Genomic DNA, 16,244 nt, shown 5'->3' on the forward strand with positions numbered 1-16,244 from the left:
CGGGCCTCGTCACCTCGTCCGGTGGTCGGTGAGCGAGACGACGTCGGGCCGGGCGTAGTGGCCCACCGGATCGAACCTCCGCCGTGCCGAGGCGATGTCGCTCAGGTCGAGCGAGGCGGTGACGACGCCGCGCTCGCCGATCAGTGGTCCGGCTATGACCTCCCCGCCGGGGGCGACGATCGTGCTGTTCCCCTTGGACAACCAGTCGTCGTCACCCCCGTACATCTCGTCTGCGCCGGCGAGTTCACGAGGCATGTCGCTGCCCCGGATGCAGGCGCTCACGCCGACGACGAACACGCCGCCCTCCTTGGCGATGTGGCGCAGGGTCGGGATCCACTCGTCGCTGTTGTCCCAGGTGGGCGAGAGCAGCAGGTCGATGCCCTGCTCGTACATCGCGGTGCGGGCGAGCGGCATGTAGTTCTCCCAGCAGATGAGCGAGCCGACCCGTACCCCGTCCATGTCGACGACGGTGAGCAGATCGCCCTGGCCCTGTGCCCACACGAGACGTTCGGCGCCGGTGGGGACGAGCTTGCGGTGGCGGCCGGCGAGGTGGCCGTCGCGGTCGATGTAGGCGACGGTGTTGTACAAGGTGCCGGATCGCACCCGCTCGGTGACACCGAGCGCGACCCAGACTCCTGCGTCGTTCGCCGCGGCCCGCACGTCGTCGAGGTCGTTGCCGTCGAGGTCAACTGCTTGGCTGGCGAACCGGTCGTACCACTCACGGTCGCTCCAGGGGCTCGTGCGCCAGGCCCAGTCCGGGTAGCAGGGGGCGAACGACTCGGGGAACACGACCAGATCTGCTCCGCCGGCCGCGGCCGTGGCGAGCTGGTCGATGACCACGGCGAGGGTCGCTTGCCGGTCGAGGACGACCGGTGTCGCTTGCACCGCGGCCACCGTGAACGAGGACGGGCGGTCGATGCCCGGTGTGGATTCCCGCTCCGGTGTGCCGGTGCTCGCCATGCTGGCTCCTCTGCTGCACATCGGGAGTGGGGTGGTTCAATCTAGACCAGCCTCGGGCCTTCGACCGGCCGCGATCCCGAGGTGGTGGTGAAGCGGGCCACGATTGCAGCGACGAGATCGTCGGTGATGGGCTGGCCCGCGAGCAGGCGCTTGAAGAAAAGCGGTCCGGCGAGAATGGCGACGGCGGCCTCGATGTCGGCGACCCCTGAGAGCTCGTCCCGCGCCACGCCGGCTTCGATGGCACGGCGGAGCCCAGCAGTGCCCTCGGCCATCAGTTGCTGTTTCAGGTCTGCCAGCTCGGGGTCCCACTCGGCGCGGCTCACGAGGGCTGCCACCTGGGGGACGAAGGGTGAGTTGTTGAGGATGGCCTGCAGCCGGGTGAGTTCGGCGGTGAGGTCGGCGGCGAGGTCGCCGTGTTCGGTGTGGGTTCGCGTGGCGGCGGTGCCGGTGAGAGCGTCGACCAGGAGCTTGGTGCGGTCCGGCCAGTGCCGGTACACGGTTGCCCGGCCCACGCCTGCGGCTTCGGCCACCTGTTGGTGGGTCACCGCCTCGAGGCCGGCGCTGCGCACCAGGTCGCGCACCGCGTCGAGCACTGCCTCGCGGGTCCGCGCCACTCGTGGGTCGAGGTCGTCGGTGGAGTTGCCCATGCGGTCGAGCCTAGCAAGTTGTGAAACGATCTGTCTCAGAGTAGGTTGTGAGTCATCGTGTCTCAGAGAAAGGGACGTGACGATGGGTCGATGGCTCTACCGAATGGGAACTGGGGCGGTGGCGAACCGCCGCCGTGTGGTGGGGGTGTGGCTGCTCGCCGTGCTCGCGCTGGTGGTGGTGGCCAGAACGGCTGGGGGTGAGTTCAGCGAGGAGTTCGGCATCCCCGGCACCGGCAGCTACGAGACCCAGCAGGTGCTGGAGGAGCGGTTCCCCGAGCAGTCGGGCGGCTCGGCCCGAGTCGTCCTACATGCTCCGGACGGGCGACTCGACGACCCCGACTCCCGGGCCGCCGTCGAGGTCACCCTCGACGCCGTGCGCGAGCTGCGCGAGGTCGCCATCGTCGGAGACCCGGTCGCCGGCGTGGGGGGAGCGCTGTCGGCCGATGGGACCATCGGCTACGCCGACGTGCGCTACGAGCGCTCGATCGGCGATCTCGGCAGCGACACCCTGGCCGAGCTCGACTCGGCCGTGGAGGTCGGGCGGGACCTGGGCATCGAGGTCGAGCTGAGTGGCGAGTTGCCCGCGTACTACCAGTCCCCCGAGCTCGGCGGGAAGGAGCTGGTCTTCAAGGTCGGGGCGGCCTTGTTGATCATGTTGGTCGCGTTCGGGTCGGTGCTGGCGATGGGCCTGCCCCTGGGGCTGGCCTTGCTCGGGTTGGCGTCGGGTGCAGCGCTCATCCAGCTGCTGGCACTCGTCGTCGACGTCCCCTCGAGCAGCCTGCTGCTCGGCGTGATGCTCGGACTCGGCGTCGGGATCGACTACGCGCTCTTCATCGTCACCCGTCACCGCCAGCACCTGACCGACGGCATCGACGTGGCCGAGTCGGTCGGGCGGGCGATGGCCACCGCGGGCCAGGCGGTCGTGTTCGCCGGTGTCACCGTCATCATCGCCATCGGCGGGCTGACCGTCGCAGGGATTCCCGCCGCCACGATCATGGGGGCCAGCGCCGCGCTGGTCGTCGCGGTCATGGTGGTGGCGGCCATCACCCTCCTCCCGGCGCTGCTCGGCTTCGCCGGTGAGGGCATCGACCGGTGGCGGGTGCCGGGCATGGAGGCCCGCACCGAGTCGGATCCCGACAACCTCTGGGCCCGTTGGGCCCGCCAGGTGGCGGGCCGGCCGTGGCGCTACCTCATCGCCAGCGTGATCGTCCTGCTGCTGGCGGCCGTGCCGATCCTCGACATGCGCCTGGCGATGCCCGACGCGAGCACCGCGGCCGAGGACTCCACGCGCCGCGCCGCGCACGAGCTGCTCGTCGAGGGATTCGGTGCGGGGTTCTCCGGTCCCCTCGTGCTCGCCGTCGAGCTGCCCTCGGACGGTGACGACACGGTCCTGACCACCCTTCGGGGTGCGATCGCATCCGATCCTGCCGTCGCCCAGGTCAGCCCGGCGATCCTCAACGCCGCGGGCGACGCGGCGGTGTTGCAGGTCACCCCCCGCGACGCGCCCCAGGACGAGTCCACCCAGGACCTCGTGCACCGATTGCGCGACGACGTGGTCCCCTCGGTCGTCGCCGGGACCGACGGCAACGTCTACATCGGCGGGACGACCGCCCAGCACATCGACCTCACCGACCGGGCGGCCGAGCGCCTGCCGTGGTTCATGGCCACCATCATCGGACTGTCCCTGGTGCTGCTCGCCATCGTGTTCCGCTCGGTGTGGGTCCCGGTCAAGGCGGCGGCGATGAACCTGCTGTCGATCGGCGCCGGCTACGGCGCGGTCGTCGCCGTCTTCCAGTGGGGGTGGGGCGCGAGCCTGCTCGGCCTCGACGGGGCGATGCCGGTCGTGTCGATGGTGCCGATGATCATGTTCGCCGTGCTGTTCGGCCTCTCGATGGACTACGAGGTCTTCCTGTTGTCCCGCACCAGGGAGGAGTACCTGCGAACCGGCGACAACACCGCCAGCGTGGTCGCCGGGATCTCCAGCACCGCCCGGGTCATCACCTCGGCCGCGTTGATCATGATCGTGGTGTTCGTGGGCTTCGCCATGGGGGACAACCTCATCGTCCAACAGATCGGTCTCGGTCTCGCGGCGGCAGTGCTGATCGACGCGACCATCGTTCGTGCGGTGCTGGTGCCCTCCACCATGGTGCTCCTCGGCCACCGCAACTGGGCCCTCCCCTCGTGGCTCGACAGGATCATGCCCCATCTCGACATCGAGGGGACCGGGGCCGTGCCACCGGCTCAGTAGGGGCGGTCGCCCTTGACGGTGATGCGCCGCATCGACCGGCGGTGGCCCCGGTAGTCGTAGAGGGCGTAGTGCTGCACGCTGCGGTTGTCCCACATGGCCACCGCTCCAGGGGTCCACTGGAACCGGCAGGTGAAGGGTTCGCGCACGGCGTGGGCGAAGAGGAAGTCGAGCAGGGGTTTGGACTCCTCGGCGCGCATCCCGTCGATGCCGATGGTGAAGGCCCGGTTCACGTAGAGGCCCTTGCGGCCCGTCTCGGGGTGTGTGCGCACCAGCGGGTGGCGCACCACACGGTCGGCGCCCTCGGCGTTGCGGGTGCGCATCGACTTCGACAGCGTCGAGTAGCCGCCGGGCGCGTACTGCGGGCCGGGCGAGTGCTTCGCCACCAGCCCGTCGAGGATCCCCTTCATCGTGTCCGAGAGGGTGTCGTAGGCCAGGTGCTGGTTGGCGAAGAGCGTGTCGCCTCCATACGGCGGCACCTCCACGGCGTAGAGGATCGACCCGAGGTCGGGTTCGTCGAGGAAGGTGACGTCGGTGTGCCACCCGCCGCCGAAGTTGAACACGTCGTCGGCCTCGGTGACGACCTCGATCACCTCGTGGTGGCTGTCCATGCCCTCGACGAAGGGGTGGGTGTCGAGCTCGCCGAAGTGACGGCCGAAGCGGATCTGGGCTTCCGGCGGAAGCTCCTGATCGCGGAAGAAGACGACGTGGTGGGCGAGCAGCGCCGCCCGGATCTCGGCGACGGTGGCGTCGTCGAGATCCGCGGCGAGGTCCACACCGTCGATCTCGGCCCCGAGGGCGCCCGACACCGGGCTCACCGTGATCCGCTCGTAGGTCGCCGGCTGCTCGGTGGTGGTCATCGCGGTCAGCTTTCGACGGCGGCGGCGAGGCGTTCGAGGGTGGCGCTGATGGTCTCGCGGTTGCGACCGGTCCGGTCCTCGACACCGGAGATGGCTTTGCTGGCCTCGATGGCGGACTCGGGTCGGAGGTCCTCGTTCCACTCGGTCACCCGGCAGCCGGTGTCGGTGGGCTCGATGCGGTAGCCCCAGGTCGAGTAGTGGAAGTCGAACATCGAGCACTCGAAGGCGAAGGCGCGGCCGGGGTCGGCCTCGATGACCTTGCCCTGGGTGGTCCACTCCTTGTCGCCGTTGCGGTTGTGGCCGTCGAAGGTGGCCCCGACGGCCGGGCCGTCGACGCCGTCGTGCCACTCGCAGGCGTAGCACTCGGGTGACCACTCGCCCATGCGGGTCACGTCGGAGATGGCGGCATAGACCATCTCGGGCGGGGCGGCGATGTCGCGGGACACTTCGATCTTGTCGGTCATGGCTCCGAGTTCATCACAGGCAGCTGGTTGCGGCCACCCGTTCCGGCAAACATCGCCGCGTCGAGGAGCGCGTTCCCGAGCGCCGCTGCGGTCCTTGTGCAAGTGTGTTCCGATGCGGGCACAACAGCAGCGAGCGGTCGTGGCTGGACTCGGGGCGGTTGCTGCGATCCTCGCCGTCGTCCTGGTGGTCGTCCTGGTGTCGGGCGGGGATGATGACGATGCTGCGGCACCCGCGGTCTCGATCGAGTCCCTCCGTGCCATCGGGTACGACGCGACGATCGACTTCTCGGTGGTCGGAAGCGACGAACCGTCGGAGATCAGCATCGACTGGGGCGACGGGTCCACCCCACTCGAGCTGCGCGGTTCGGGCCCGCTGTCGGCCTCCTACACCTATCCGGCCGAAGCCGGCGAGCGACTGGTCGTGGTGAGCCTCACCGCTCCCGACGGCTCCGTCCTGCAAGCGTCGCGTCCACTGACCCTCGGCGAGCCGGGCGACCCGGAGGGATCCACGACGACCACCGAGGATCCCGACTCCACGACCACCACCGAGGATCCCGACTCCACGACGACCACCACCTCGCCACCGACCACGACCGCGCCGACCACGACGACCGCGCCGACCACGACGACCGCGCCGGAGCGACCCACGCTCGAGATCGAGCTGAGCCCGTCCGACGCCGAGTTCCGCCAGAGCGGCAGTGGCGACGGCTCGGCTCGATTGAACGGCCGCACGATCTTCCTCAACGCCCTCACGAGCGGTCTCGATGGGGAGGCCGTGCGCACGGCAACGTTGCGTTGGAGGATCCCCGACTCGGAGGTGGCCGGCCTCCAGGGGCCGTATCAGGTGCGGGCCCGGCTCGAGCCGGAGTGGTCCGTGCGCCTGCAGGCGAGCCGCAACTCCGGGCGGGCGGCCCGCTGGTTCGTCGACTTCACGGCGGACGCGGATGGCGGGGCGCTCGGTTCCGCGAGCGACACCCGATCGGTCGGCAACGACGAGGAGGAGGTGTTCTCCAGTGTCGAGGTCCTGGGATTCGGCACCAGCATCGACGGCGAGGACCTGACCGACGTCTCCGCCGAGCTCGTCGTCACCTGCCAGGCGGTTCCTGGCTCGACGATCCTCCAGGTGGGCGAGAGCTCGGAGTGCGACGCAAGCAGCTACGGGTTCATCGTCAAACACGCCCGCATCCAGCTCGTCCCCGTCGAGTAGGCGGACGGGCCGCTAGGGCACTGCTTCGCCGTCGAGCTCGACGGTGATGTCGTCATTGCTGATGAAGCAGCGGTGTCCCGCCACCCGGGCGGTGTCGTCGAGGGGGCGGTGGTAGGCGAAGGCCACGTCGGCGACGGTGCGGTGACCGTGACGGAACGACCAGTACGACGCCTCACCCTTGTAAGGGCACACCGTTCTGGTCGTCGAGGAGACGAGCAGATCGGTGCGCACGTCCTCGGGCGGCAGGTAGTAGCGGTTCGGCAGTCCGGTCTCGCTGAGGACCATCGGGCGGGTGGACTCGGCCAGGACAGTGTCGCCGCTGCGCACCACGACGTGGCGGCTGCTGCGGCGCACGTCGACGCGGTGGTAGGGGTCGCGCAGGTGGCCCTCGATCCGCTCGTCCTCGTCGAACCAGGCGTCCATCGTCTTGAAGTACACGGCCCGAAGCCCGCGCAGCCACGACGACTCGTCGAGCGGCTCGTTGTAGGCCCACACCGCGTTCTCGGCGAGCCGGTCACCGACCCGCACCGACCAGTAGGAGGCATCGCCCTTGAACGGGCAGTGGGTGGTGTGGTCGGTCGGCTCGAGCAGGGCGTCGTCCATGTCCCGCTCGGGGACGTAGAGCACGGGCAACAGGTTGGACTCGTGCAGGAGTCGGCCCGCCTGGGTGTCGAGCAGCACCTCGCCGCCGAACACGGCCCGCACCCGGCGGGGGAACTCGGTGAGCAACAGCTTGTGTGCGGGCCCGTTCACCTCGTAGTTCGTGGTATCGGGCGCGTTGGAGGCCAGCGGCCCCGTGGCGAGTGTGAGGGTCATCGTGCGCCTCCCGGATCTGGGTCTGGAGGTCCGCGCCACCTCGGTGCTCACCGTATCGAGCTCTGAACGATCCCCGATCCGGCTGTGCCTCGGCCATAGCTTGGCGTCATGGCAGGTGGCCGATCGCGCAAGGCGAGCAGGCCTTCCTGGTGCGTCACCACCAGATCTGTGCTGCGCTGGGAGACAGGGCGACGCCGGGCGGTGCTGCCTGAGCCGCCCTTGCCTGGCTAGCGCTCGCGGCGTCGGTGGGCATCGAGGAAGGTGCGCACCGCTTCCTCGAACCGGGCGGCGTCCTCGAGGTAGCACTCGTGTCCGAGGCCGGGGAGCACGGTGAGCGTCGAGTTCGAGAGGGCCTCGTGGAGCTCCTCGCCGATCTCGACCGGCGACCGGATGTCCTGGTCGCCGTAGACCAGCAGCGCCGGCGCGTCGATCGAACCGAGGATCTCGCGCTGGTCACTGGCGGCGAGCGCCTCGGCCATCATCCTGGTGCCGGCGGGGCGGATGTCGGACATGATGCCGGCCAGTTCTGCGGCTCGGTCCGGGGGCATGACGTCGCTGAACAGGCCGGGCATCGATCTCGGGTCGAAGCTGCTCGGGATGCTGTCGGCGAGCTGGTGGGCGAAGTCGAGGCGGCGCTCGACCTCGTCGGGCGGCAGCGAGCCTGCCCAGCCTGCGTAGGCGCCGACGAGCACGAGGGTGTTCACCAGCTCCGGTCGGCGGTGGGCGAGCTCGAGGGCGAGGGCGGTGCCCCACGAGTGGCCGAGGAGGTGGGTCGGTCCGAGGTCGAGCGCCTCGATGAGCCCGGCGAGGCACCGGGCGTAAGTCGGCCATGCCGTAGCCCTCGGGTGGGTCGGACGACTCGCCGCATCCGGGCGTGTCCCAGGCCACCACCGTGTGGTCGGCGGCGAAGGCTTCCAGTTCCGCCCGCCACACCCGGCTGTCGCAGACGGCGCCGTGGAGCAGGACCAGTGGCGGCCCGTCGCCTCGTCGCTGGTAGGCGACCCGTAGCCCGTCGACCTCGACGTGGTCCATCGCCTGCTCCTTCCGAGCGCGTCGGATGGTTCCGGCCCCATGCTCGCGCCCCGCTGTGGCTCGGTACACCGCGATCTGGGGACTCAGGACGGATTGCCGCTGGCGATGCCCAGCACGCGTGGAGCTCCCTGGGTCAGGGCCGGGGCGGTGGTGACGAAGACGTCGCTACTCATCGGTGGATGGGCTACGGCACGTCGAGGATGAGGCCGATGGTCTCGCGCATCTGGGTGAGGATCGCCGGTCCGACGTTGCCGCGGCGACTGATCACTCGAGCCGGTGACACGGCACGCAGGTGCTGGCACTGGGCGCCAGAGGTGACGTCGAGCCCGTTGGTCGGGTCGGGATCGATGCGGATCTCCGATGGTGAGTCTCGCCGTGTGGAGGTGAGCGGTACGACATGGGCCACTGTCGGCGCTCGGTCGAGGATCCGCTGAGCGGTGATCACCACCGCGGGGTGCCGGAAGCCCGCTTCGCGTCCTGCTGGAGTCCCGAGGTCGAGGTCGACGATGTCACCGGAGGTCAGCATCGAGCCACCGTCGCTCGTCGTCGCTCAGTGGCGTTGCCAGGGCGTCGCCGAGTCGGTCTTGACGAAGGGCCCGTACCGCCAGGGTGACGGTGTGGCCGACGGTGGTGCCCAGCTGGTCGGCGAGGCGTTTGAGCTCCTCGTGGGTGGTGGAGTCGATCCGCACGCTCGTACTGTGCATGCAGATCAGCATACAGCCATCGTCAGGCATGGTCGCCGCCGAGGGTGTGGCGGCCGAGGTAGGCGTCAGGTGCGAGGTAGACGAGGTGGTCGAGGAACTCGGTGTCGAGCCGGTCGATCAGGTCCTCGACCGCTCGGTCGGGATGGCCGGTCGCCACGTCGAACAGCACGCCCCCGGCGGCGTCGAGCACGCGCTCCACGCGGAGCACGGTCAGCCAGTCCTCGTTGATCTGGCCGTGGACCTCGACCGCGGAGCTGCCGGGCAGCACCTCTCGCAGCAGGTCGATGATGACCGCTGGCAGCATCTCGGCCAGCTCACGCCCGAGCCGTGAGTGTTGGTCGAGGAGGGTGTGGTAGCGGCTCCGCAGCCCATAGTCGGGGGCGTCTCCGCCGTCGTCGTTCGCCATGGCAGAAAGGTACCGATGGGGTCTGACATTGGGGCCTACTCGTGAGCGCCACGAGAATGGCCCCAATCGGCTTGCTCAGCGGATCGGGAGGTCTCTGACGGCAAGCCTGATGGGGCTGAGAGAGACGATCACGCCTCGCTCTAGGTCACCTGCGATGGTGGGAAGGTTCGCCAAGAGCAGGTCGACGTGGGCGTCTGGGCCAAGCTCAGCTACCTGACGCAGTTGGATGACCGATGGACTCGCTGATCGGCGGAGTGCGAGTAGCGCTCCGAAGTCACTGTCGGCTGTGACGACGGTTCGTTCCTCGGCAACTGCCTGATCGAAGATCTCGTCGTCGGAGGCTTCGAGCAGCTCAAGGTCGGCGACATGAGCGGCATCGAAACCGGTCTCTCGAAGCTTGCTGGCGACGCGTGGCGACAGGTTGGCGTCGATGAGCAGCTTCACGCGGGACGGGTGATGCGTACCTCACGCTCGTTGACCGCCGACGCGGCGTACTCGAGGGCAGCGAGGATGTCGGCCCGGTCGAGGTAGGGGTAGTCCTCGAGGATCTCATCGGTCGTCCGGCCAGAAGCGAGCTGGCCGAGGATCATGCTCACCGTGACCCGCGTGTCGCGGATCACCGGGAGCCCCCCCATACGTTCGGGGTCGGTCGTGATGCGCTCAAACGCCACGATCGAAGTGTACGCCCGGACCCCTGTTTGGTCACCGCCGTGTCTTCTCACCATGGCGGAACTCTACGCAGGGGCTAGGACACTCAAAGGTGCGAAAGCCAGATGGATGCATGTCTGAGGCAATGAGGCCCAGGTGCATCCGAGCCCCGTCCTGTCGACTCAAAGGGGCACAGCCTCCGCCAGGATCTCGTTCCGCAGCCGCTCCCGCAGGGATTCTGGCGTGCCCACGTCTACCTTGACGCCGAGCGCTTCCTCGAGTTCGACGCCGATGGAGAGGATCTCGAAGGGTCGGGGCTCGGGCTCGAGTTCTACGAGGAAGTCGATGTCGCTTCCCGGCTGCTCGTCGCCTCGTGCCACCGACCCGAATACGGCGACGGACTGTCCGTGATGGCGCGCCACGATGGCCTTGATCTCCTCCCGGTGGGCTTCGACCAGGTCCCAGAGCGGCCTCAGGGCGACATCCGACATAGGCCCAGCTTACGACGAGCATCCCCACGAGTGGGGTTGGCAATTCCTACCTCTGCACGGAAAGGGGGCAATCAGGCCAGCCAAGTCCCGACACCGCTCGGGGCGAGCTCGTACCCTCGAGCTCCGTGGGCGAGTTGGAGCGTGGGCTGTACGAGGAGTTGGTCACCGACGGGTTGCGCCCGGTGCTCGACGAGCTCGATCCCACCTTGCGCCGACTCCAGGCGCTCGACCCGGCCGAGGCTCCCGACCGGATCGCTCTGCATCTGGCCCGCCAGATCGAGCTGGCGTTGGCGTCGCTCGGCGACCGCCGCCGGGTCGAGGTCGGCATCGAGGTGGCCCGCACGCTGCTCGCCCGGCTCACCGAGGTGACCGACGTCGACACAGCGGACGAGCGGCCCGATCCCGCGGCCGAGGTGTTGCGTGCGGTCTATGGCCGTCGACCCGACGGGAGCCCCGAGCCGATCGTCGAGCCGCTCATTCCGCTGTTGGACTCGACGCTGCTCACCAACTCACCCGACGAGCCGGCGCTCGCCAAACAGATCGAGGCCGAGATCGATTCGGCGCAGTCGATCGATGTGGTGATGGCGTTCATCCGTCGCTCGGGCATCCGTCCGTTCTTCGATCCGTTGCGCCGCCACTGCGAGGCCGGTCGGGGGCTGCGGGTCCTCACCACCACCTACACCAACTCCACCGAGCGGGCGGCGCTCGACGAGCTGGCCGACCTGGGGGCCGAGGTCCGGGTGTCCTATGACCAGTCGACCACCCGCCTGCACGCCAAGGCGTGGGTGTTCCACCGCTCGGGGACCTCGACGGCCTATGTCGGGTCGTCCAACCTCACCCGTTCGGCCCAGGTCACCGGCCTGGAGTGGAACGTGCGGCTCTCCGCGGCCCGCAACCGGTCGATCCTCGAGAAGTTCGCCGCCGTGTTCGACACCTACTGGAGCTCCGGCGACTTCGTGGCCTATGACCCGGACCACTTCGACGAGGAGACCGAGCGGGCGGGGCGGGCCGATCACGGTCCGCTGGTGCTGTTGAGCCCCACCGAGATCCGGGCCGAGCCGTTCCAGGAGCGGTTGTTGGAGCTGATCGAGCTGGCCCGCCGGCGGGGGCATCACCGCAACCTGTTGGTGGCCGCCACCGGTACCGGCAAGACGGTGATGGCCGCCCTGGACTACGCCCGGTTGCGCCGGCACCTGCCCCGAGCCCGGCTCCTGTTCGTCGCCCACCGCGAGGAGCTGTTGAACCAGGCGCTGGCCACGTTCCGCCATGCGCTGCGTGACGCCAGCTTCGGGGAGAAGTGGGTGGGCGGCTCCCGGCCCGAGCGGTTCGAGCACGTGTTCGCGTCGATCCAGAGCCTGTCGGCCGCCGATCTCGACCACCTCGACCCCCGACCACTTCGACGTGGTGATCGTCGACGAGTTCCACCACGCGGCCGCCCCCACCTACGACCGGCTCCTCGCCCACCTGCAGCCCGTCGAGCTGTTGGGGATGACCGCCACCCCCGAACGCAGCGACGGTCGGTCGGTCCTCGGCTGGTTCGACGACCGCATCGCCGCCGAGCTGCGCCTGTGGGACGCCATCGACCAGCACCGTCTGGTGCCGTTCGCCTACTACGGCATCCACGACGGGCTCGACCTGACCGACATCCCGTGGCGGCGGGGGCAGGGCTATGACACCGAGGCGCTGAGCACCCTGTACACCAGCACCGACGCCTGGGCCCGCACGGTGATCCACGAGCTGATGCGCCACGCCGATGATCCCGACACGATGCGGTGCCTGGGGTTCTGTGTGAGCGTGGCCCACGCCCGCTACATGGCCGAGCGGTTCCGGCACCACGGGATCGACGCGGTGGCAGTCACCGGCGAGACGCCCGACGACGAGCGGCGCCGAGCGCTGGAGGACCTGGCGGCGGGACGGGTGCGGGTGGTGTTCTCGGTCGACCTGTTCAACGAGGGTGTCGACGTGCCCGCCATCGACACGGTGCTGATGCTGCGGCCCACCGAGAGCCCGACGCTGTTCCTCCAGCAGCTCGGCCGTGGTCTGCGCCGGGCCGACGACAAGGCGTTCTGCACGGTGCTCGACTTCGTGGGTACCCATCGCCGCGAGTTCCGGTTCGACCGGCGGCTGCGGGCGCTGCTCGGCGGCACCCGCCGGGAGATCGAGCGCCAGGTCGAGGCCGGGTTCCCGTTCCTGCCGGCGGGCTGCCACATGCAGCTCGACGCCAAGGCGAGCGAGATCGTGATCCGCAGCCTGCGCGAGGCGATCCCGTCCCGCTGGCCGGCCAAGGTCGAGGAGCTGCGGCTGCTGCGCCGGGAGCGTCCCGAGCCGACGCTGGCCGAGTTCCTGGACGAGTCGGGCCTCGACCTGGCCGACGTGTACGACGGGTCGCGCACCTGGTCGGATCTGTGCGAGGCGGCCGGGGTGGCGCCGTTGCCGGCGGGGGAGCACGAGGTGCCGCTGCGCCGGGCGGTGGGCCGGTTGCTGCACGTCGATGATGACGAGCGGATCGGGTTCATGCGGGAGCTGCTCGGTTCGGCTGCGCCGCCCGACGTGGCGGCGATGCCGGAGCGGCAGCGACGGTTGTGCCACATGCTGGTGGCGTCGCTGGTCGACCAGGTGCCGGCGGCCCGGTCGATGTCGGTGCAGGACGGGCTCGACGTGGCGTGGGCCCATCCCCAGGTGCGGGCCGAGCTGGCGCAGCTGATCGACGTGTTGGACGAGCGGGTCGATCATCTCCACGGTTCGCTCGAGGGTCATCCCGATGTGCCGCTGCAGGTGCACGCCCGCTACTCCCGGATCGAGATCCTCACCGCGTTCGGCGAGGTGGAGGCTGCGAAGGCGGTGTCGTGGCAGAGCGGGGTGTGGGAGGCGAAGGCGTCTCGCAGCGAGCTGTTCGCCTTCACGCTCGACAAGAGCAGCGGCTCGTTCTCACCGACCACCCGGTATCGGGACTACGCCATCAGTCCCCAGGCTGATCCACTGGGAGAGCCAGGCGTCGACACGGGCCGACAGCGCGACCGGACTGCGCTATCGCAACCACGAGGCCGAGGGCCGGTCGATCATGCTGTTCGCCCGCCTCCGCCAGACCGACCGAGCGTTCTGGTTCCTCGGCCCCGCCACCTACCAAGGCCACACCGGCGAACGCCCCATGGCCATCACCTGGGAGCTCCACCACCCTCTCCCCGGTGACCTTTACGCCACCTTCGCCGCCGCCGTTGCGTAAATGAGTCAGTGACTCATCTGGAGCATCGAATCGTCCGCCTGCATGCCAATGAGTCTGATTGGCATCAGATGCTCCGCATCAAGGGAGCATGGTGATGACCAGTTCCTGCGACTGTCGGCGGGCTGCACGCTGTAAGCCGTTACCGCCAAGGGTGCTGAACCGACTTGAGGTAGCCGATACGTCAACCCGGAACCAGCGACGAGCAAGAGCAACGATCTCCTCACCCGCGAGGCCATTGCTTGCGCGGTATTGGGGAAACGTGGCCACGACTCGACATCCGCGTTCACCCAAGCAGGCCAGCAGCTCCTCCATGAGGACACTCGCCTTTGTTATCTGACTGAAGCCCGAGCGTTCTCTCAGTTCCAGTGCGGGCGCTCTACCGGCACCGTGGACTTCCGAGTAGCCTCCGACGGCAATTGCCTCCAGGACATGGTAAAAGCGACTGTACTGAGCCGAGGAGTAGGGCGGGTCGACGAAGACGAGCTCTCCGCCCTCAAGTGATCGGGCATGCTTGATGGCGTCTTCTTGGATGCTCTTCCCTCGTCGGGATGCGTGCCGAGGTGCAAGAATCGCAAGCGTCCGCTCTACTTCCGCAAACACATCACGCCCCCAGATCGAAGCGATGTGGGGCAGGGCACCGGTGGTCAGCTTAAAAGGCTGTGCCGTGTGCCCGGGTGAAGCGGAGCAACGGCTAGCCGCTGAGATCAGGGCAGCGAGGCAGAGGGTTCGGTGCGGAGCTCGTTGCGGGAGTCTATGGAACAAGTAGTGAATACCGGCGGCCGAGCAGGACTGAGACAGTAGCCGCCATACGAACGGCAGAGTTCCCGCTCGTCGTCCTCCGTGAGCCTCCGTAGTGCCCGAATCCGTCTGGGCGTCAGACTGCACTCCATGGCCGCCGTGGTCGCCTCAACTAGCGGGTCACCCTCGAGGTCGGATTTGGCAGCTGATATCCACGACCGAGTCAGGCGCTTCGCATCTAGTGGTCGGGTCCGACTGATTACCGCCCCGCTGAGCGCCACGGCGTAAGCCTGTAGATCGACTGCTGTGACCTCCAGACTGAGTTCCTCGGCAGCGAACATCGCAACAGCGCCCGAACCAGCGAACAGATCGATAAAGGGCCGATCGGGCAGCGCGACGCGGCGGAGTTGTTCACCAAGACCGTTTTCGAGTTGCCAGCGCTTTGAACCCATGTACTTCACGCTGCGATACCCCACAGGCCGATCAGCTCAAGGTGGGAGAGCCGAGTGAGCGGGGTAGGGCACGTGGTCACCGAGGCTGCTGGGTCGTATGGTCTCCTGCATTGAGCCAGTCCTGCAGATCCTCCATCACGAGCAGTGATGTCGCCCCACAGGTCCACTAGTTCCTCGGCTTCGGGGGCGTTGGCCCAGAGGCCGCGGTCGATGCCAAGCAGCCCCCACCAGAAAGAAGCGTCAGCGAGCTCCAGACCCGCCTGGTGGAGAAGCTGTCGCGTTGCACCAGTCGCCATGACCAAGAGCAGGGTTGCCCGCGACATAACCTCGAGGTGGCGGTTCGGATCGCTGGGACCCGAGCGCCCTCTTGCGTTGTCGATGACCAGTAGGTCTCCAGGCTCGGCTTGCCGACGGAGAAACTGCGTGAGGAGCTCTCGGCGGGGCCCCTCGATGTTGTTGCCGTCGAGTAGCTGCTCAATCCTCCAGCCGAGCGGGTCAGCCCCGCCAGCGGCTGGGTGAGGGAGTGACTCGTGTGCTGCCTCGAGAGTGAGCCTCAGAAAGTGACGGCTAATCGTCCTGAACCCACTGCCCGCAGGTTCGAGAGCGTTCCAGAGGGCTAGAGCAAATCTGGCATTGTCCGCGGTGGGAACGGGCGGTCTGGCAAGGACCCTCGCCGGCCGATAGCTAGCCTCATTCCGCGACTCCTGGTCCCTGGAAGTCCGCTTGAGATCAAGGCCGAACTCGAGCAACCAGTTGCGCGCCCGCGGCTCCCAGGTTCCGAGCGCGGGCGCGGCTGCGAGCCAGGACGAGAGGGAACTGCCGAATGGAGTGACGGCCATGCCCACCACCTCGGTTGAGTCGCGAGACCGTGCCCACTCTGAGAGCGCCAGCCAGGCGAACTTGTGGGTACCAAGACGCTGCCCAAACACCGAAACCGCCTTTGGGTCCGTAACTGCGATGTGTCGGTTGTTCAGTACGCCGATGCCCTGGCTTGCTAGGAGTCCCATCGCTGCGCGTAGCTCGGCGTAGTACGCTAGGTGCCGCGCGGTAACGGTGTCGCCCATGAGATCGGCTTGAAGTGCTCTTCCGAGAAAGGACCATCCGTCCATAGTGTGGAGGGGGACCGAGGCGGCAACGTACTCTGCGAGGTGCTTCTGGTTGAGGGCTCGTTCACTCCTCAGATCCTTTTGAAGGCGCGCTACAACGTCAGTTCTGTAGCGATTCCTCGTGCCAAGCCAGCGGTCTGCATCAAGATATGACCGAAGGCTTGCGCAAGCTGAGACCGTAGCCTCCGGCGACGCCTTTGCAATCAGGTTCCTACTAGACGGTTTGAGGCCTTGATCGGGCATCG

16 protein-coding genes and 1 pseudogene are annotated in these 16,244 nt (G+C 68.2%); 4 read left to right on the forward strand and 13 right to left on the reverse strand.

Features of this window, described 5'->3' with window-relative positions; translation table 11 throughout:
- Window positions 1-9: 9 nt before the first annotated feature.
- Both U5K29_15835 and U5K29_15840 read right to left on the reverse strand, forming a co-directional pair.
- Complete coding sequence (locus tag U5K29_15835) at window positions 10-960, reverse strand: carbon-nitrogen hydrolase family protein (GenBank protein ID MDZ7680011.1); 951 nt, start codon at window positions 958-960, stop codon at window positions 10-12.
- Between the two features lie 41 nt (window positions 961-1,001).
- On the reverse strand, window positions 1,002-1,607 hold the full coding sequence (locus tag U5K29_15840; protein ID MDZ7680012.1) for a TetR/AcrR family transcriptional regulator: 606 nt from the start codon (window positions 1,605-1,607) through the stop codon (window positions 1,002-1,004).
- A 118-nt stretch (window positions 1,608-1,725) separates the two neighbouring features.
- On the opposite strand from U5K29_15840, the gene U5K29_15845 reads away from it, so the two are divergent.
- Window positions 1,726-3,855, forward strand: coding sequence for an MMPL family transporter (locus tag U5K29_15845; GenBank protein MDZ7680013.1), 2,130 nt, complete (start codon window positions 1,726-1,728; stop codon window positions 3,853-3,855).
- Here the strand turns inward: U5K29_15845 and U5K29_15850 are convergent.
- Window positions 3,849-4,712: a TauD/TfdA family dioxygenase gene (locus U5K29_15850; GenBank protein MDZ7680014.1), complete on the reverse strand. Its 864-nt coding sequence runs from the start codon at window positions 4,710-4,712 to the stop codon at window positions 3,849-3,851. The two genes, U5K29_15845 and U5K29_15850, sit on opposite strands and share 7 nt — an antisense overlap.
- Window positions 4,713-4,717: 5 nt before the next feature.
- Window positions 4,718-5,176 carry an SRPBCC family protein gene (locus U5K29_15855; GenBank protein ID MDZ7680015.1) on the reverse strand — a complete coding sequence of 153 codons (459 nt, stop codon included), beginning with the start codon at window positions 5,174-5,176 and terminating at the stop codon, window positions 4,718-4,720.
- A gap of 139 nt (window positions 5,177-5,315) precedes the next feature.
- Between U5K29_15855 and U5K29_15860 the strand changes: the two genes are divergently transcribed.
- On the forward strand, window positions 5,316-6,383 hold the full coding sequence (locus U5K29_15860) for a hypothetical protein (GenBank protein ID MDZ7680016.1): 1,068 nt from the start codon (window positions 5,316-5,318) through the stop codon (window positions 6,381-6,383).
- 12 nt (window positions 6,384-6,395) lie between these two features.
- Here U5K29_15860 and U5K29_15865 read toward each other — a convergent pair whose 3' ends face one another.
- The 8 genes from U5K29_15865 to U5K29_15900 all read right to left on the reverse strand — a co-directional run bounded on the left by U5K29_15865 (window position 6,396) and on the right by U5K29_15900 (window position 10,480).
- Window positions 6,396-7,199 carry a DUF427 domain-containing protein gene (locus U5K29_15865; protein MDZ7680017.1) on the reverse strand — a complete coding sequence of 268 codons (804 nt, stop codon included), beginning with the start codon at window positions 7,197-7,199 and terminating at the stop codon, window positions 6,396-6,398.
- Between the two features lie 227 nt (window positions 7,200-7,426).
- Window positions 7,427-8,272: an alpha/beta hydrolase gene (locus tag U5K29_15870; protein ID MDZ7680018.1), complete on the reverse strand. Its 846-nt coding sequence runs from the start codon at window positions 8,270-8,272 to the stop codon at window positions 7,427-7,429.
- A 143-nt stretch (window positions 8,273-8,415) separates the two neighbouring features.
- Window positions 8,416-8,757 carry a type II toxin-antitoxin system PemK/MazF family toxin gene (locus tag U5K29_15875; protein ID MDZ7680019.1) on the reverse strand — a complete coding sequence of 114 codons (342 nt, stop codon included), beginning with the start codon at window positions 8,755-8,757 and terminating at the stop codon, window positions 8,416-8,418.
- Window positions 8,741-8,935, reverse strand: a complete 195-nt coding sequence (locus U5K29_15880; protein ID MDZ7680020.1) for a hypothetical protein — start codon at window positions 8,933-8,935, stop codon at window positions 8,741-8,743. The genes U5K29_15875 and U5K29_15880 overlap by 17 nt, the downstream gene beginning before the upstream one ends.
- A 22-nt stretch (window positions 8,936-8,957) precedes the next feature.
- The gene (locus tag U5K29_15885) at window positions 8,958-9,341 is read right to left on the reverse strand and encodes a hypothetical protein (protein ID MDZ7680021.1); all 384 of its coding nucleotides are present in this window, start codon (window positions 9,339-9,341) and stop codon (window positions 8,958-8,960) included.
- Between the two features lie 75 nt (window positions 9,342-9,416).
- Window positions 9,417-9,785, reverse strand: coding sequence for a DUF5615 family PIN-like protein (locus U5K29_15890; protein ID MDZ7680022.1), 369 nt, complete (start codon window positions 9,783-9,785; stop codon window positions 9,417-9,419).
- Window positions 9,782-10,012 (reverse strand): DUF433 domain-containing protein, encoded by a 231-nt coding sequence (locus U5K29_15895; protein ID MDZ7680023.1) that lies wholly within the window; start codon window positions 10,010-10,012, stop codon window positions 9,782-9,784. Before U5K29_15895 ends, U5K29_15890 begins: the two co-directional genes overlap by 4 nt.
- 159 nt (window positions 10,013-10,171) lie before the next feature.
- A complete protein-coding gene (locus U5K29_15900; protein ID MDZ7680024.1) occupies window positions 10,172-10,480 on the reverse strand; it encodes a nucleotidyltransferase family protein in 309 nt (102 codons plus the stop codon).
- A 413-nt stretch (window positions 10,481-10,893) separates the two neighbouring features.
- Between U5K29_15900 and U5K29_15905 the strand changes: the two are divergent.
- A pseudogene (locus U5K29_15905) lies at window positions 10,894-11,838 on the forward strand (DEAD/DEAH box helicase family protein).
- 43 nt (window positions 11,839-11,881) lie between these two features.
- Window positions 11,882-13,669 (forward strand): DEAD/DEAH box helicase, encoded by a 1,788-nt coding sequence (locus tag U5K29_15910; protein MDZ7680025.1) that lies wholly within the window; start codon window positions 11,882-11,884, stop codon window positions 13,667-13,669.
- A 1,229-nt stretch (window positions 13,670-14,898) separates the two neighbouring features.
- Here the strand turns inward: U5K29_15910 and U5K29_15915 are convergent.
- Complete coding sequence (locus tag U5K29_15915) at window positions 14,899-16,242, reverse strand: hypothetical protein (GenBank protein MDZ7680026.1); 1,344 nt, start codon at window positions 16,240-16,242, stop codon at window positions 14,899-14,901.
- Window positions 16,243-16,244 lie beyond the last annotated feature (2 nt).

The organism is Acidimicrobiales bacterium (assembly GCA_034521975.1).
Classification (GTDB): Bacteria; Actinomycetota; Acidimicrobiia; order Acidimicrobiales; family SKKL01; genus SKKL01.

What these genes read in the sequence shown, in the direction of transcription:
- U5K29_15835 (MDZ7680011.1), bottom strand. Translation starts at nt 960, where the DNA reads ATGGCGAGCACCGGCACACCGGAGCGGGAATCCACACCGGGCATCGAC.
- U5K29_15840 (MDZ7680012.1), bottom strand. Translation starts at nt 1,607, where the DNA reads ATGGGCAACTCCACCGACGACCTCGACCCACGAGTGGCGCGGACCCGC.
- U5K29_15850 (MDZ7680014.1), bottom strand. Translation starts at nt 4,712, where the DNA reads ATGACCACCACCGAGCAGCCGGCGACCTACGAGCGGATCACGGTGAGC.
- U5K29_15855 (MDZ7680015.1), bottom strand. Translation starts at nt 5,176, where the DNA reads ATGACCGACAAGATCGAAGTGTCCCGCGACATCGCCGCCCCGCCCGAG.
- U5K29_15865 (MDZ7680017.1), bottom strand. Translation starts at nt 7,199, where the DNA reads ATGACCCTCACACTCGCCACGGGGCCGCTGGCCTCCAACGCGCCCGAT.
- U5K29_15870 (MDZ7680018.1), bottom strand. Translation starts at nt 8,272, where the DNA reads ATGGGGCCGGAACCATCCGACGCGCTCGGAAGGAGCAGGCGATGGACC.
- U5K29_15875 (MDZ7680019.1), bottom strand. Translation starts at nt 8,757, where the DNA reads ATGCTGACCTCCGGTGACATCGTCGACCTCGACCTCGGGACTCCAGCA.
- U5K29_15880 (MDZ7680020.1), bottom strand. Translation starts at nt 8,935, where the DNA reads ATGCACAGTACGAGCGTGCGGATCGACTCCACCACCCACGAGGAGCTC.
- U5K29_15885 (MDZ7680021.1), bottom strand. Translation starts at nt 9,341, where the DNA reads ATGGCGAACGACGACGGCGGAGACGCCCCCGACTATGGGCTGCGGAGC.
- U5K29_15900 (MDZ7680024.1), bottom strand. Translation starts at nt 10,480, where the DNA reads ATGTCGGATGTCGCCCTGAGGCCGCTCTGGGACCTGGTCGAAGCCCAC.
- U5K29_15915 (MDZ7680026.1), bottom strand. Translation starts at nt 16,242, where the DNA reads ATGCCCGATCAAGGCCTCAAACCGTCTAGTAGGAACCTGATTGCAAAG.